General features: G+C 70.5%; 14 protein-coding genes. 5 read left to right on the top strand and 9 right to left on the bottom strand.

Annotation, left to right across the window (positions count from 1 at the left end):
- Nucleotides 1-91: 91 nt before the first annotated feature.
- Genes J7E45_RS03885 through J7E45_RS03900 form a run of 4 tightly spaced genes read right to left on the bottom strand, consistent with a single transcriptional unit; the run spans nucleotide 92 to nucleotide 3,129 of the window.
- The gene (locus J7E45_RS03885) at nucleotides 92-751 is read right to left on the bottom strand and encodes a class I SAM-dependent methyltransferase (protein ID WP_215067134.1); all 660 of its coding nucleotides are present in this window, start codon (nucleotides 749-751) and stop codon (nucleotides 92-94) included.
- A gap of 31 nt (nucleotides 752-782) precedes the next feature.
- Nucleotides 783-1,733, bottom strand: coding sequence for a CPBP family intramembrane glutamic endopeptidase (locus J7E45_RS03890; protein WP_215067136.1), 951 nt, complete (start codon nucleotides 1,731-1,733; stop codon nucleotides 783-785).
- A 5-nt stretch (nucleotides 1,734-1,738) separates the two neighbouring features.
- Nucleotides 1,739-2,782, bottom strand: a complete 1,044-nt coding sequence (locus tag J7E45_RS03895) for a hypothetical protein (RefSeq protein WP_215067138.1) — start codon at nucleotides 2,780-2,782, stop codon at nucleotides 1,739-1,741.
- A complete protein-coding gene (locus tag J7E45_RS03900; protein WP_215067140.1) occupies nucleotides 2,779-3,129 on the bottom strand; it encodes a GntR family transcriptional regulator in 351 nt (116 codons plus the stop codon). Before J7E45_RS03900 ends, J7E45_RS03895 begins: the two co-directional genes overlap by 4 nt.
- A gap of 102 nt (nucleotides 3,130-3,231) precedes the next feature.
- Here J7E45_RS03900 and J7E45_RS03905 point away from each other — a divergent pair, with 102 nt between their 5' ends.
- Both J7E45_RS03905 and J7E45_RS03910 read left to right on the top strand, forming a co-directional pair.
- Nucleotides 3,232-3,702 (top strand): DUF4442 domain-containing protein, encoded by a 471-nt coding sequence (locus tag J7E45_RS03905; protein WP_215067142.1) that lies wholly within the window; start codon nucleotides 3,232-3,234, stop codon nucleotides 3,700-3,702.
- 43 nt (nucleotides 3,703-3,745) lie between these two features.
- Complete coding sequence (locus J7E45_RS03910) at nucleotides 3,746-4,975, top strand: APC family permease (protein ID WP_215067145.1); 1,230 nt, start codon at nucleotides 3,746-3,748, stop codon at nucleotides 4,973-4,975.
- Between the two features lie 2 nt (nucleotides 4,976-4,977).
- Here the strand turns inward: J7E45_RS03910 and J7E45_RS03915 are convergent, their stop codons facing one another.
- The gene (locus J7E45_RS03915; protein WP_215067147.1) at nucleotides 4,978-5,772 is read right to left on the bottom strand and encodes a helix-turn-helix domain-containing protein; all 795 of its coding nucleotides are present in this window, start codon (nucleotides 5,770-5,772) and stop codon (nucleotides 4,978-4,980) included.
- 87 nt (nucleotides 5,773-5,859) lie between these two features.
- Between J7E45_RS03915 and J7E45_RS03920 the strand changes: the two genes are divergently transcribed.
- The gene (locus J7E45_RS03920) at nucleotides 5,860-6,402 is read left to right on the top strand and encodes a VOC family protein (protein WP_215067150.1); all 543 of its coding nucleotides are present in this window, start codon (nucleotides 5,860-5,862) and stop codon (nucleotides 6,400-6,402) included.
- Here J7E45_RS03920 and J7E45_RS03925 read toward each other — a convergent pair.
- The 4 genes from J7E45_RS03925 to nhaA all read right to left on the bottom strand — a co-directional run bounded on the left by J7E45_RS03925 (nucleotide 6,371) and on the right by nhaA (nucleotide 10,435).
- Complete coding sequence (locus J7E45_RS03925) at nucleotides 6,371-7,177, bottom strand: SGNH/GDSL hydrolase family protein (protein ID WP_308162053.1); 807 nt, start codon at nucleotides 7,175-7,177, stop codon at nucleotides 6,371-6,373. The genes J7E45_RS03920 and J7E45_RS03925 overlap by 32 nt on opposite strands.
- Nucleotides 7,178-7,243: 66 nt before the next feature.
- On the bottom strand, nucleotides 7,244-8,494 hold the full coding sequence (gene hisS / locus J7E45_RS03930; RefSeq protein ID WP_215067333.1) for a histidine--tRNA ligase: 1,251 nt from the start codon (nucleotides 8,492-8,494) through the stop codon (nucleotides 7,244-7,246).
- A gap of 64 nt (nucleotides 8,495-8,558) precedes the next feature.
- Nucleotides 8,559-9,164: a MazG family protein gene (locus J7E45_RS03935; RefSeq protein WP_251053468.1), complete on the bottom strand. Its 606-nt coding sequence runs from the start codon at nucleotides 9,162-9,164 to the stop codon at nucleotides 8,559-8,561.
- A gap of 101 nt (nucleotides 9,165-9,265) precedes the next feature.
- Complete coding sequence (nhaA, locus tag J7E45_RS03940; RefSeq protein ID WP_215067154.1) at nucleotides 9,266-10,435, bottom strand: Na+/H+ antiporter NhaA; 1,170 nt, start codon at nucleotides 10,433-10,435, stop codon at nucleotides 9,266-9,268.
- Between the two features lie 114 nt (nucleotides 10,436-10,549).
- Between nhaA and J7E45_RS03945 the strand changes: the two genes are divergently transcribed.
- Nucleotides 10,550-13,240, top strand: a complete 2,691-nt coding sequence (locus J7E45_RS03945) for a phosphoenolpyruvate carboxylase (RefSeq protein ID WP_215067156.1) — start codon at nucleotides 10,550-10,552, stop codon at nucleotides 13,238-13,240.
- Between the two features lie 133 nt (nucleotides 13,241-13,373).
- Nucleotides 13,374-14,744: an NADP-specific glutamate dehydrogenase gene (gdhA, locus tag J7E45_RS03950; RefSeq protein ID WP_215067158.1), complete on the top strand. Its 1,371-nt coding sequence runs from the start codon at nucleotides 13,374-13,376 to the stop codon at nucleotides 14,742-14,744.
- Nucleotides 14,745-14,753: the final 9 nt, after the last annotated feature.

Raw genomic sequence — 14,753 nt, forward strand, 5'->3', positions numbered from 1 at the left:
CGTGGTGTGGAGCGTCGTCGATCCGCGCCCAGTCTAGCCCGGCCGTGCGACCGGACCAGGGACTCATCCGGCCGCCGCGCGCGGAGCGGGTTCAGACCACGACGGCGATCGCGAAGCCGTCCCAGCCCTTGGCCCCGACCGTCTGCAGCGCCGTGGCATCGAAGCGCGGGTCCTCCCCCAGCATCCGCAGCGCGTCACGGGTGCCGATCACCTTCGAGTCGCTGCTGTCGTCGCGGACGATCTCACCCTCGCGCCCGATGTTGTCCAGCACCACGACCGTGCCCGCGTGACCGAGTCGCGCGGCCCAGTCGAGGTAGACGGTGTTGGACTCCTTGTCGGCGTCGATGAACACCAGATCGAACCCGCCGACCAGAGTCGGCAGCACCTCGGCGCCCCGGCCGATGCGGATGTCGACCCGGTCGCCGACGCCTGCGGCGTCGATGCTGGCCCGTGCGACGGCGGCGTTCTCGGCCTCCGCCTCGATCGTCACGACGCGGCCTTCGGAACCGACGGCCCGGGCGAGCCAGATCGTCGAATAGCCGCCGAGGGTGCCGATCTCGAGCACCCGCCGCGCGCCGCTGATGCGGACGAGCAGGTTCAGCAACTTGCCCGCGACGGGCGCGACCTCGATCTCGGGCAGCCCTGCCTCACGCTGAGCGACGAGAGCCGATTCCAGTTCGGCGTCGGGCCCGACGAGCGTGTCGGCGAGATACGAGTCGGCCTGCGACCAGGCGGCGGGGGTGGAGTCCATGACCTCAGCCAACCGCCGGCCCCGGCCCCCGTCAACCCCGCGGCGGCGAGAGCAGACGACCAGGAGCGTCGGCGAGCTCCGGCTGCTTCCGGAACTGGCCGGTCAGCACGAGCACCAGGATGACCACCGCGATGACGATCCATGCCGCCACGCCGAGCGGTCCGGCGAGGGCCATGTCGGGCTGCGTGGCCGCGAACAGGACGATGAGCCCGGCGGCGGCGTTCAGTGATCCGTGCGCGATCACGGCCGGCCAGACGGATGCCGACCGCAGTCGCAGCCAGCCGAGCAGGACGCCCCAGGCGACGCAGCCGCCGACCATGAACAGGACGCCCGTGATGTCGGTGCGCCCGAAGTTGTAGCCGAGCAGGATGATCGGGCTGTGCCACAGGCCCCAGATCGCGCCGCTGAGGATCAGGGCCGGCCAGGTACCGAGCGGTCGCAGCGCCGGCACCAGCCAACCCCGCCATCCGAGCTCCTCCCCGAAGGCGAAGATGCTGTTGAAGAGCGCTCCGAGCGGGACCATCGCGATCTGCGCGAACACCACGATCTCGACCGGCGGTACCGGTACACCGTCGGGCAGCGCCTTCGCGAGCTCGGCTGCGAAGCCGGCGAAGGTCAGATCGAGCTGCACGAACCCGAGTGCTGCGGACACGACGACCGTGAGCCCGACCAGCACCGGCGGCACGAGCCAGGCGGCGACCATGAGCCAGACCACGCGTTTGGCGGGCCGCAGCGGCCAGAGGCCCAGGAAGCGCGCACGCTCTCCCCGCGCAGGCACGCGCATCGCGAAGGTCACGACCAGCACCGCGACGGCGGGCGTGAACATCATGACCGGGAGGAGGAACACGGACATCGGCTCCGCGAGTCCGTCTCCGAGCCACAGTGGCAGCGCCACCAGCCAGGCCAGCGCGCAGGCGACGGCCACGAAGACGATGACGGCGGGCCACTGGACCCTTCGAGACGTGGGGATCGTGGAGTTCATGCGGTTCACCCTTCCTTCCGTGTGACGGCGGCGAAGGCCGCCGCCGCTGTCTGCGCGTCGTCGACCGTGACGACGAACCGCCGTCCACCGACGCGCGTCACTTCGAGCGCTTCACCCCGGCGCAGCACCACGCCGTATCGTCCGTCGAGGCCGTAGCGCAGCCCCCATCCACCGAACTCGGCGAAGGGATCGACGTCGATCGCGCGCACCGACGCGACATCGACCGTGGGGATCTCGATCTTCGGCCAGCCCGCCAGCGACCGCACGAGCAGTCCGGCGGGCCCGATGCGCACGCGGAACGCGAAGGTGGTGACGAGCGCGGCGATCAGGATCGCGCACGTGACCAGCATGATGACCGCGGTCAGCACTCCGCCCGCGCCCGTCGCGATCATGATGGTGGCGAGCGCGCAGGCGAGCAGCACCGCGCCACCGAGCACCGCCAGGCCGCTGCGGGCGATCGTCGCGGTGCCGATCCAGACGAGGCGTTCCGTGGCGGAGGTCGGGAGGGGATCCGCCGGGCTCTCGGACCGGCTCGTGTCCGGCAGGGGCGTCGCCGGCTGCAGGAACCATCCGAGCGCCACACCGCCGGCCATGAGCACGAACCCGATCAGCACCTCGAAGCCGATGTCGGGGGTGTCTGCGGCATCGGCGAGACCACGTTGCGCGTCGACGCCAACCAGCGTGATGAGTGAGATGAGGGCGACCGTGCCGAGGTTCATCGCACCGAGGAACCTCGCCGTGATCGACCACTGCGGGCGCTCGGCGTCGGCGGCGGGAACCGGCTGCCCGTTCTGCGGGAGTCGGTGCGCGAACCACGCGAGGAGCGCGAACGCGATGACCATCACCGCGATGCCGCCGAGGATGGCGAGGTAGGTCCAGCCGGGCCCGAAGCCGTTCACGCCGTCGTCCGACCAGTGGATCGCCGCGGGCTCCGGTATCTCGGGAAGCCAGAACGCGACGATGACCGCCGACACCGCCAGGATCGTGAGCGGAATGATCACCCCCACCCAGAGGAATGCAGTGCGGGCACGGCGGACGTCGGCGGTCATACGGTGATCTCCTTCACGAGAGCGGCGAGTGTGGCCGGGGCGACGCCGAGTGCGGCGGCGCGCGACACCAGATCCTGCAGATCCTTCGTCAGGTCGACGAGCGGACCGACGGAGGCCGAGACCACGGCACCGCGGCCGCGTCGCAGGTCGATCAGCCCGTCCGTGCGCAGCTGCTGGTACGCGTGCAAGACGGTGTGCAGGTTGATCTCGAGGGTCTCGGCGACTTCGCGCGCCGAAGGAAGACGGTCTCCCGGCGACAGCCTGCCGGCGATGATGTCGGCACGCACAGACGCCGCGACCTGCTCGTAGAGCGGCACCCCGCTCGCCATGTCGACCCTGATCAGCATCCGACCTCCGCCTTGTTGGCCTTATTCTACTCAAACTAGAACAACTGTAGCTACCCTCCAGACGTCTTCGTCGCCCGCTCCCGCGTCCCCCACACTGGCGGGATGCGCATCACTCCCCGCCGCCTCGCCCTCGGCATGAGCCTGTGGATCCCGAACCTCTTCAGCGGCATCCGCATCCGCCGCTTCAGCGAGGACTGGACCCACGCCACGGTCGAGTTGCACGTGAACGTCTTCACCCGCAACTACGTCAAGACCGCTTTCGGCGGATCGATGTCGGCCATGACCGACCCGTACTTCTTCATGCTCGTGATGCATCAGCTCGGGCGCGACCACGTGGTGTGGGACACCCGTGGCGAGATCGAGTTCCTGAAGCCCGGCCGCGGCGTGCTGACGGCCGAGTTCGAGGTGTCGAAGGAGAAAGCCGAGGAGATCCGCGAGCGCGCCCGAGGCGGGGCGAAGGTGCTCGAGTGGTTCGAGACGGTCATCACCGACCGTGAGGGCGACGTCGTCGCGAGGGTCCGCCGCGAGGTGTACATCCGCGAGAAGAAGCGGGTCACGGCGTCCCGGGTCTGAGCCGCGTCATCCGCTGTTCACTCCCGCGTGCCACGATGACGGGATGCCCCTCGCTCGCCGGCTGACGCTCGGAGACGCCGTCGCCATCGGCCTCGGCTCGATGATCGGCGCCGGTGTGTTCGCCGTATGGGCTCCGGCGATCGGGGCTGCCGGCAGCGGCATCCTGATCGCGCTCGCGATCGCCGCCGTCGTCGCGTACGGCAACGCGACCGCATCGGCGCAGCTCGCGGCCGCGCATCCCGTCGCGGGCGGCACGTATGCGTATGCCCGCGCCGAGATCGGACAATGGTGGGGATTCGTCGCCGGCTGGAGCTTCGTGATCGGCAAGATCGCGAGTTGCGCCGCCATGGCGATGACCTTCGCCGCTTACGCCGCGCCCGAGGGGTGGCAAGTGCCCGTCGCTGTGATCGCCGTCGCCGCGCTCGCGGTCGTGAACTGCTTCGGCGTAACACGCACCGCGCTGCTCACGCGCATCCTCGTCGTGTGCTCGCTGCTCGGTCTCGCGGTCGCGGTCGGCTTCGGGCTCGGCGCGGCGCCGTCAGCCGCACCGAGCCCACTGCCCGACGCCACGGCATACGGCGTGCTGCAGGGTGCCGGGCTGCTGTTCTTCGCGTTCGCCGGCTACGCGCGCATCGCGACGATGGGCGAGGAGGTCGTCGACCCGGCGAAGACGATCCCGCGCGCGATCGTCCTCGCACTCGGCGGAGCGATCGTCGTCTACACCCTCGTCTGCGTCGCGGTCATCCTGGTCCTCGGCGCCGACGCGATCGGATCGAGGGCGCCCCTGGTCGACCTGCTCGGCGCGGCGGGTGCCTCGGCGTGGGCACCGGTCATCCGTGTGGCCGCCGCCGCCGCTTCGCTCGGCGCGCTGCTGGCGCTGCTGACCGGCATCGGGCGCACGACGCTGGCCATGGCGAGAGAGAGCGACGTCCCGAGCTTCCTCGCGAAGATCGATCAGCGCCATCATGTTCCGCAGCGCGCGGAGATCGCGATCGCCATCATCGTGATCACCATCGTGCTCCTCGCCGACCTTCGCGGCGCGATCGGCTTCTCTTCGTTCAGCGTGCTGCTGTACTACTTCATCGCCAACGCGGCGGCGTTTCGGCAGACGGGGTCGGCACGCCGATATCCCCGCGCACTGCAGGTCGTCGGCGCGCTGGGCTGCCTCGTGCTGGTGGCGACCCTCCCCGTGCTGGGCTCCGCCATCGGCGCCGCCATCCTCCTGATCGGCGTGGGATATCGGATGCTGCGGCTGCGACTCGCGCGCGCCTGAGGTCAGCGGCTCGACTCGGAACGGTACGCGCGCGGGGCGAGGCCGAGGACCGCCTGGAAGTCGCGGGTGAGATGGGCGTGATCCGCGTACCCGAGATCGGCGGCGATCGACGCGAGATCGGTGTCCGGCTGCTCCCGCACGCACACGGCTGCCTCCTGCAGTCGCCGTCGCCGGATCATCGCGGCGGGCGAGAGCCCGACGTGGCGATGGGTCATCCGCTGCAGGGTTCGCACCGACACCGCGAGGCGCGTGGCCGCCTCTTCGGGAGTGAGCGCGGCATCGTCGCCCATCAGCACGTCCATGAGCGCGTTGGCCTGACGCGCGGGATCGCCCACCGGGCCGACGCGTTCCCCGAGCCACCGGGCGAAGATCGCGACCGCCTGCTCGCGGTGCCCGTCTCCGGAACCCATCGCCGCCACCACGGCACTGTGCAGCTCCGCGACATCCGTCGTCGGCCCACCCAGGACTCGCTCGCCGTCGACCAGTGCGGTGGGGTCATCGACCAGGGCGGCGACAGCGGCAGGGCGCAGCAGGGCGCCCACCGCCCAGCCTCTCCCCCGGAGATCACGGTGGGACACCCGCGTCGTGGCGCCCGACAGCATCACGGCATCCGCATCGACGACGAGGTTGAGCGCCGGATAGGCGACGATCTCCTGGCGCGAAGAACGGCCGGGCTCGATGTCCCACTCCGGAATCCAGAACCACGCGACCAGCTCTGTCACCGCGGCCGGCGCGGGAAGGCGGTGGAACTCGGGCAAGCGAGCGGGGTACAGCACGCCACGGGTCGGGTTCACCATGCGCCCAGCGTAGGCTCCCGCCCCGACATCGGGAGGTTGTCGCGGATGTTCAAGTTGCGGGCCGTGCCCCCGGCCTAACGTGGCGGCATGAGCAACGACATCCCCACGACAGACACCCCCACGACCGGTGCCACCGGGACGTACACGACCGACGGGCGCCCGAACAGCGCGACCTCGCTCACGCCGTTCCTGGCGATCCCCGACGCGAAGAAAGCGATCGAGTTCTACCGCGACGTCTTCGGCGCCAGAGTCATCGACGTGACGGAGTTCGGCGGCGTGGTCGCCCATGCCGACCTCGACTTCGGGCTCGGCATCCTGCAGCTCGGCGAGCCGAACCCGGAGTATCACCTCGTCCGCTCGCCCGAGGGCGACGACGACTGCTACTCGATGGGCCTCTACGTCTCAGACGTCGATTCAATCGTGGCGAAAGCCGTCGAGGCCGGAGCTACGGTGCGCGAAGCACCGGCGCCGTTCGTCTCGGGCGACCGGTTCGCGAGCATCCGCGACCCGTTCGGCGTGCGCTGGTCGGTGATGACCCGTGTCGAGGACATCTCCGACGAGGAGAGCAGCCGCCGGGTGGCCGAGTGGGCCGCGTCCTTCAGCGCGGCCCCGAGCGACGGCGCGAGCTGAGGGCCACCTCCGCGGCACGGCACACCGCAGGCAGCAGCGCCTCAGCGGTGCGCCGGTAGCCCAGAGCGCTCGGGTGGAAGTGGTCGAGACTGAACATCGCCTCCGGCTCGTCGAAGAACATGGGCCCCACCGCACGGCGCAGATCGACCGGCTCGGCTCCCGCCCGTCGCGCCGTCTCGTCTTGGATCTCGGCAAGACGGCGCGACAGGCTCGACGCGATGCGACGGAGCGGCTGCGGAACCGCACGCAACGCCCCGAGATCGGGGCAGGTGCCGACGACGACCTCGGTATCGGTCTCCCGCAGCCGCCTGATCGTCTCGTGCAGATGCTGTGCGGAGAGCGCCACCGGAAGCCGGTGCGTCACGTCATTGCCGCCCACGACGATCACCGCCACGTGCGGACGGTAGTCGGCGGGGAGCGTGTCGAGCTGCGCCGGGAGGTCGGGCGACTCCGACCCCACCTCCGCGGCGGTGCGCAGCCGCACCGGCCGGTGCATCCGCTGACCGACGCCCTTCGCGAGCCGCCCTCCGAGTGTCTCCTTGCGATGCTCGACGCCGAGGCCCGCGGCGATCGAGTCGCCGAGCACCAGCAAGTCGAGCGGCTCGCCGTCGAGCGCGCGACGCCAGACGCGGTCGGCATCGACGGACTCCTCCCCCAGCGGCTTCCCGATCCGCTTCCGCGCGATGGCAGCCTGCTGCGCGAGGGCGAAACGGATCGCGGTCAGCACCGCCGCGAGGGCGAGAGACACGACGGCGACGGTGCGGATGCGGCTCACGCCCCGATTCCACCCCGCCGGCGTGAACGCGGCGTGAACGCGACGCGAGAGCGTCCGAACCTCGCGTCAGGAGAGCGGCTTGACCTCGAGGTCGCCGGCGCCCGCGGACACGGTCGCGAAGGCCGTGTAGCCGTCGGCCGCCGAGCGCTCGAGCAGCGCCTTGACGTTCTTCGTGCGTCGCTCGAGCCGAACCCGGGCCCCGCCCGCGATGAGCGTGGCTTTGTGGCGGACGAGCTCGTGCACCGGCACGTCGGCATCGTGGATCAGCACGACCGCCTGCGCGGCGGCATCGGCCTCATCGGCGATCAGATCGACGAGCCGCTCGAAGCCCAACGAGAACCCGACCGCGGGGACCTGCTGTCCGAGGAAGCGACCGATCATGCCGTCGTAGCGCCCGCCGCCGCCCAGTGAGTACCCGACGGACGGGTGCGCGAGCTCGAAGATCGTTCCGGTGTAGTACCCCATGCCGCGCACGAGGAACGGGTCGAAGACGAGCGGGATGTCGGACTGACCACGCCCCGCAGCCACCGCCTCGCCGATGCCGACCAGGTGCTCGATCAGCTCGGCCGGGGCGCCGTCGGGCAGGGCCTTGCGGATCTGACGCTCGCCGAACGGGTGGTACTCCATCGTCTGCGGGCGCCGCAGGAAGGCATCGAAGGCGTCGGCGGCGGCCGTCGAGGCGCTGCGCTCGTGCAGCTCGGCGGCGACCCCCTCCGGACCGATCTTGTCGAGCTTGTCGATCGTGATGAGCACGCCGGGACGCTCCTCGGCGGTGAAACCGAAGCTGTCCAGCATCCAGTCCAGGACCCGGCGGTCGTTGATCCGCACCGTCGCACCCTCGAGGCCCAGGGCGTCGACCGCGTCGAGCGAGGCGACCATCAACTCGGCCTCGGCACGAGACGAGTCGTCTCCCATGATGTCGATGTCGCACTGCACGAACTGCCGGTAGCGGCCCTTCTGAGGGCGCTCCGCACGCCAGACCGGGCCGATCTGGATCGAGCGGAAGACGGTGGGGAGCTGGCCGCGGTTGCTCGCGTAGAAACGTGCGAGCGGGACGGTGAGGTCGTAACGGAGGCCGAGGTCCGAGAGGGCAGCAGGGTCTTCGGCGGCCGCGCGGATCGCGTCGGCGTCGAGGCCGCGCCGCAGGATGTTGTACGAGAGCTTCTCGTTGTCGCCGCCGATCCCGGCATGCAGACGGTCGTAGTCCTCGACCACGGGCGTCTCGATCTCGTCGAATCCGTGCGCGAGGTAGCGCTCGCGGATGACGGAGAGCACGCGCTCACGGCGGGCCTTGTCGGCGGGGAGGATGTCGCGCATGCCGCGCGGCGGGTTCACAGTAGCCACGGGTCCATCTTCCCAGGTCGGGCACCCCGACCGTGCGTCAGGAGCCGGCCTCGGCCGCCCGGACGTCGTCTTCGAGCGCGCGGAGCCGCTCGCGCAGTGCGCGTTCCGCGTCCCACCCCTCGGCGCGGGCCGTCGCCACGAGCGCGAGCAGCGCATCGCCGAGCTCGGCTTCGGATGCCGGGGGCTCTGCCGTCGAAACCGACGCGACCGTCACACCGACACCGGCCGCGCGACCGACGAGCTTCTGCGCGAGCGCGAGTGCCGGCATCCCCCGTGGCACTCCGTCGAGCACGCTGCTGCGGGTGCGCTTCTCGGCAGCCTTGGCCGCGTTCCAGTGCACCAGGACCTGCTCGGGCGTCTCGGCGACCTCTCCGGCGAAGACGTGCGGATGCCGCCGCACCATCTTCTCGGTCAGGGTGCGTGCCACGTCGTCGATGTCGAACGGGTCCTCCGGATCCTGCGCCGCGATCGCCGCGTGGAACAGCACCTGCCAGAGCAGGTCTCCGAGCTCTTCGCGCAGGTCGTCGCGCGTGCCGGACTCGACCGCGTCGATCACCTCGTGCGACTCCTCGATCAGGTACGGCACGAGGTCTCGGTGCGTGATCTGCTGCGACCACACGCAGCGGTCGCGGACCGCGTGCATGGTGTCGGCGGCGGTGCGGAGCGGGTCGGCGCCGTCTGCCTGAGGCTCGGGTCGTGCGCTCACGCGTGCTCCTTCTGCTCGGTGCGGATCCGGCTCCGCGCTCACGAGGAGGCGGATGCGACCCGACGGTACCAGCGCGCACGCAGCGACACGATGAATGCGGAGAGCACCAGGGCGATCAGCGAGCCGACGAGCACACCGAGGATGGCCTGGTCGCGGATACCGCCGTCGCTCGCGAAGGCGAGGTTGGCCAGGAGCAGCGAGACCGTGAAGCCGATGCCGCCGAGCGCACCGGCCGCGAGGATGTCGGCGAACGGCAGCGCGGGCTCCGCACCCTTCGGGCGGATGCGCATCGCGATCCACCCGAACAGCGAGATGCCGATGATCTTTCCGACCGGCAGCGCGACGACGATCGCCCAGAATGCCGGCGACAGCTGCGTGAGCGAGAGGGCGGGGATCACGACGAACGCCGCGACGAACGCGAACACCGGGAGGATCAGACCGTTCACGGTCGGCTCCAGCGCGTGCCGGGTACGGGCCGCGGGGACCGGCGACATGACGAGCCCGAGCAGCACTCCGGCGATCGTCGCATGGACGCCGGACGAGGCGACGAGGCCCCAGGTGACGACGCCGACCACGACCATGGCGACCGCGATGAGCGGGTGCCCCTTCGCGTGCAGCAGACGGCTGAGCGCCCAGAACACGGCGACACCGACGATCGCGAGCACGAGTTGCAGCCACTGCACGTCGTCGGCGAAGAGCACCGCGATGAAGATGATGCCGATGATGTCGTCGAGGATCGCCAGGGCGAGGAGGAACACGCGCACCCGCGACGGCAGGCCCTTGCCGAACATCGCCAGCACACCGAGCGCGAACGCGATGTCCGTGGCCGTCGGGATCGGCCAGCCCGACGCGGTGGAGCTGTCACCACCCGCGATCAGCAGATACACGGCGATCGGGACGAGCACTCCGCCGGCCGCGGCGATCGCGGGCTGCAGAGCCTTGCGCGGCGAATCGAGCTCGCCGTGCGTGAGTTCGTGACGCAGCTCGATGGCCACGACGAGGAAGAAGATCGCGAGGAGGCCGTCGGACACCCAGTGCGAGATCGACAGATCGAGATCCGTGCCCGGCACCGCGATGTGGAAGTCGAGGAACGCCGCCAGCGCGTCGTGCGTGGGCAGGTTCGCGAGCAGCAGGCCGAGACCGGCGGCGATGAGAAGAAGGACTGCGGGGAACTGCTGACCGCGGAGGGGGTTCGCTGAGATGCGCATCCCCTCCATCGTAGGTTGCGGCGATATCGCCGTGCATGCCGTGTCGTTCCGGGTCGGCGCGGGTGCGGCGTCATGCGTGCAGGACACCCCCACCGCCCGGGATACTCTCGAAGGGTGACCCCCGCACACTCTTTCTCCGAGCCCACGAACACCGAGGCGATCCGCGTGATCGGCCGATTCGAAGCCAGTAGCGGCACGCCGGATGCGATGCGCACCGATGTCAGGATGCTCGGGCAGCTGCTCGGGCAGGTGCTGCGCGAAGCCGGCGGCGACGATCTCTTCGAAGACGTCGAGCGTCTGCGGCTCGCCACGATCCAGGCGTATGACCAGGAGACGCCCGATGCGTTCGAGCGTGCCGCGGCGATCGCCGAGTCGTTCACCATCGCCAGGGCCGACGAGGTCGCCCGGGCCTTCACCTGCTACTTCCACCTCGTGAACCTGGCCGAGGAGCACCAGCGCGTGCGCGTGCTGCGCGAGCGCGCCGGACAGCCGGGACGCGAGGATGCCGCCGACACCGTCGCGACCGCCTACGCACGACTGCGCAGCGAGGTCGGCGACGAGGAAGCCCGCCGCCGCCTGGACGGCCTCCGCTTCCACCCGGTCTTCACCGCCCACCCGACCGAGGCCCGCCGCCGTGCCGTCTCCTCGAGCATCCGTCGCCTGTCCGAACTGCTGACCCAGCACGATGCGGCGAGCGCCGGCGGATCCGAGGAGCACCGTGCCCGCCGCCGGATGCTGGAGGAGATCGACACCCTCTGGCGCACCGCGCCGCTGCGGTCGCAGAAGCCCTCCCCGACCGACGAGGTCCGCACCGTGATGGGCGTGTTCGACGAGACGCTGTTCACGACCGTGCCCCACGTGTACCGCCGCATCGACGACGCTCTCCGTGGCGAGGAATCCGGCTCCAGTGCTCCTGTGGTGCCCGCGTTCGTCCGCATCGGCTCCTGGGTCGGTGGCGACCGCGACGGCAACCCGTTCGTCACGGCATCCGTCACCCGCGAGGCCTCGCAGATCGCGGCCGACCACGTCCTTCGCGGACTGGAGCGCGCGCTCGACCGCATCGGCCGGACCCTCACGCTGTCGGCGGACGACACCCCGCCGAACGCCGAGGTCGTCGCCCTGTGGGAGCGATTCGCCGCGGCAGAGCCGGAGCTCGCCGCCGAACTCGCGGCCCGCTCCCCCGATGAGCCCCACCGCCGCGTGCTGCTCGTCCTGTCCCGACGAGTCGCCGCGACCCGCCACGGTGACTCGGCCCAGGGCTACTCGCGTCCCGAGGAGCTACTCGCGGATCTGCGGGCCGTGCAGTCCTCGCTCGCGGCTGCCGGCGCGAAGCGTCATGCGTTCGGCGGCGTGCAGCATCTGATCTGGCAGGTCGAGACGTACGGCTTCCACCTGACCGAGCTCGAGGTGCGTCAGCACTCGCAGGTGCACGCGAAGGCCCTGGCGGAGCTCGACGCGGGCGAGGCCATCAGCGCCCAGACCGAGGAGGTGCTGGAGGTGTTCCGCGCGATCGCGGACATCCAGCGCGACCGCGGCCTGCGGGCTGCCGGACGCTACGTCGTCTCATTCACCCAGGCCGCCTCCGACCTCGCCAACGTGCACCGTCTCGCCCGATACGCGCTCGGCGACGACGCACCGGTGCTCGACGTGGTGCCGCTGTTCGAGACGTTCGCCGACCTTCAAGCAGCGCCCGGAATCCTGGCCGAGGCCGTGACCTTCCCGGAGTTCCGCGAGCGCATGGCCGCCACCGGCAACCGCCTCGAGGTCATGCTCGGATACTCGGACTCGTCGAAGGATGTCGGCCCCGTCGCCGCGAACCTCGCCCTGTACGAGGCGCAGGAGAAGATCGCGCGCTGGGCGCAGGAGTCCGAGATCGAGCTGACGCTCTTCCACGGTCGCGGTGGCGCCCTCGGGCGTGGTGGCGGCCCCGCCAACTCCGCGATCCTCGCGCAGCCGCCGCACTCGGTCGACGGCCGCTTCAAGCTCACCGAGCAGGGCGAGGTCATCTTCGCGCGCTACGGCGAGCCGGCCATCGCGATGCGGCACATCGACCAGGTCGCCGCCGCCACACTGCTCGCGTCTTCTCCCACCGAGGAGGAGCGCACCAGCCGCGCGGCCGAGCGCTACGCCGAGGTCGCCTCGGTGATGGATGCCGCCTCCCGCGAACGCTTCTTCTCGCTCGTGAAGGCCGAGGGGTTCGCGCCCTGGTTCGCCACGGTCACCCCGATGGAGGAGATCGGTCTGCTCGCGCTCGGCTCGCGGCCCGCGCGTCGCGGACTGTCCGTCGAGTCCCTCGAGGATCTGCGGGCCATCCCGTGGGTGTTCGCGTGGACGCAGGCGCGCATCAACCTCGCCGGCTGGTTCGGTCTCGGCACCGCCCTGGACGCTGTCGGCGATGAGCAGCTGCTCATCGAGGCGTACCGCGAGTGGCCGCTGCTTCGCACCATGATCGACAACGTCGCGATGAGCCTCGCCAAGACCGACGAGCGCATCGCCCGGCAGTACCTCGCCCTGGGCGACCGCGATGACCTGGCACAGCTCGTGCTCGACGAACTCGCGGTCACGCGGCGCTGGGTCATCCGCCTCACCGGCGGCGAGCGCCTGCTCGAGAACAAGCCTGTTCTCCAGCGCGCCGTGCAGCTGCGCAGCCCCTACGTCGACGCTCTCTCGCTGCTGCAGCTGCGTGCCCTGCGCGCGCTGCGCTCGGCCGAGGGGCCCACCGGGTCCGGCGCCGATGCCGAACAGCAGCGCCTGCTTCTGCTCTCGGTCAGCGGCGTCGCCGCCGGCCTTCAGAACACCGGGTGACCGATATACCGTCTGGCCGGGTGCGCGATCCGCATTCGGCCGGCCGCTAGAGTGAAACCTCCGCCGACACCGGCGATGCCTCACGCGACACGATCGCCTGCACCACAATCCCCCATCAGAAAGCCTCTTCCGCGTGACCGCAACGACTCCCGCCGACTTCCATCCGCTCGCCGCCTCCGTGCAGCCCGTGTTCGACACGGTGCTGTCCCGCAGCCCGTACGAGCCGGAGTTCCACCAGGCCGTCCACGAGGTGCTGCACTCGATCGCCCCCGTCCTGGAACGACGCCCGGAGTACGTCGACGGCGGCATCCTCGAGCGGCTCGTCGAACCCGAGCGGCAGATCCTCTTCCGCGTGCCGTGGATCGACGGCGCCGGCAAGCTGCAGGTCAACCGCGGCTACCGCATCCAGTTCTCGTCGGTGCTCGGCCCGTACAAGGGCGGACTGCGCTTCCACCCCTCGGTGAACCTCTCGATCATCAAGTTCCTCGGCTTCGAGCAGATCTTCAAGAACGCGCTCACCGGTCAGGGCATCGGCGGCGGCAAGGGCGGGTCCGACTTCGACCCGCACGGCAAGTCCGACGCCGAGGTCATGCGCTTCTGCCAGTCGTTCATGAACGAGCTGTACCGCCACCTCGGCGAGCACACCGACGTCCCCGCGGGCGACATCGGCGTCGGCGGCCGCGAGATCGGCTACCTCTTCGGCCAGTACCGCAAGGTCACCAACCGTCACGAGTCCGGCATGTTCACCGGCAAGGGCACGGGCTGGGGCGGTGCCGAGGTGCGCACCGAGGCGACCGGCTACGGCGCGGTGTTCTTCGCGCAGGAGATGCTCGCCGTGCACAACGACTCCCTCACCGGCAAGCGCGTCGGCATCTCGGGCTCGGGCAACGTCGCCATCTACGCGATCCAGAAGGCCACCCAGCTCGGCGCGACCGCCGTCACGGCATCCGACTCCTCCGGCTACGTCGTCGACGACGCCGGTATCGACGTCGACCTGCTCCGTCAGCTGAAAGAGGTCGAGCGCGCCCGGATCGTCGAGTATGCCAACCGTCGGCCCAGCGCCCGCTTCGTCGAGGGCGGCAGCGTCTGGGAGGTCCCGGTCGACATCGCCGTCCCCTCCGCCACGCAGAACGAGGTCAGCCTCGCCGATGCCGAGGCACTGATCGCCAACGGCGTGCGCGCCGTCTCCGAGGGCGCGAACATGCCGTGCGTGCCCGACGCCGTCGAGGCCTTCCAGAAGGCAGGCGTGCTGTTCGCTCCCGGCAAGGCTGCGAACGCCGGCGGTGTCGCGACCTCGGCCCTCGAGATGAGCCAGAACGCCTCGCGTCAGCGCTGGACCTTCGCCGACAGCGAGAACAAGCTGCGCGAGATCATGGCCGACATCCACGACGCCGCTTTTGACGCGGCAGAGCGTCACGACGTCGCCGGCGACTACGTGGCCGGCGCCAACATCGCGGGCTTCGAGCGGGTCGCCGCCGCGATGCTCGCCCAGGGCGTCATCTGATCCGAACGA

The organism is Microbacterium sp. ISL-59 (genome assembly GCF_018613945.1).
In the GTDB taxonomy this organism is placed as follows: Bacteria; Actinomycetota; Actinomycetes; order Actinomycetales; family Microbacteriaceae; genus Microbacterium; species Microbacterium oxydans_B.

Bases quoted from the DNA above. Each gene is read 5' to 3' on its own strand.
- J7E45_RS03920 (WP_215067150.1), top strand. From the start codon at position 5,860: ATGAGCAACGACATCCCCACGACAGACACCCCCACGACCGGTGCCACC.
- J7E45_RS03905 (WP_215067142.1), top strand. From the start codon at position 3,232: ATGCGCATCACTCCCCGCCGCCTCGCCCTCGGCATGAGCCTGTGGATC.
- hisS (WP_215067333.1), bottom strand. From the start codon at position 8,494: ATGCGCGACATCCTCCCCGCCGACAAGGCCCGCCGTGAGCGCGTGCTC.
- J7E45_RS03900 (WP_215067140.1), bottom strand. From the start codon at position 3,129: ATGCTGATCAGGGTCGACATGGCGAGCGGGGTGCCGCTCTACGAGCAG.
- J7E45_RS03910 (WP_215067145.1), top strand. From the start codon at position 3,746: ATGCCCCTCGCTCGCCGGCTGACGCTCGGAGACGCCGTCGCCATCGGC.
- J7E45_RS03935 (WP_251053468.1), bottom strand. From the start codon at position 9,164: ATGCACGCGGTCCGCGACCGCTGCGTGTGGTCGCAGCAGATCACGCAC.
- J7E45_RS03890 (WP_215067136.1), bottom strand. From the start codon at position 1,733: ATGAACTCCACGATCCCCACGTCTCGAAGGGTCCAGTGGCCCGCCGTC.
- J7E45_RS03915 (WP_215067147.1), bottom strand. From the start codon at position 5,772: ATGGTGAACCCGACCCGTGGCGTGCTGTACCCCGCTCGCTTGCCCGAG.
- nhaA (WP_215067154.1), bottom strand. From the start codon at position 10,435: ATGCGCATCTCAGCGAACCCCCTCCGCGGTCAGCAGTTCCCCGCAGTC.
- J7E45_RS03895 (WP_215067138.1), bottom strand. From the start codon at position 2,782: ATGACCGCCGACGTCCGCCGTGCCCGCACTGCATTCCTCTGGGTGGGG.
- J7E45_RS03885 (WP_215067134.1), bottom strand. From the start codon at position 751: ATGGACTCCACCCCCGCCGCCTGGTCGCAGGCCGACTCGTATCTCGCC.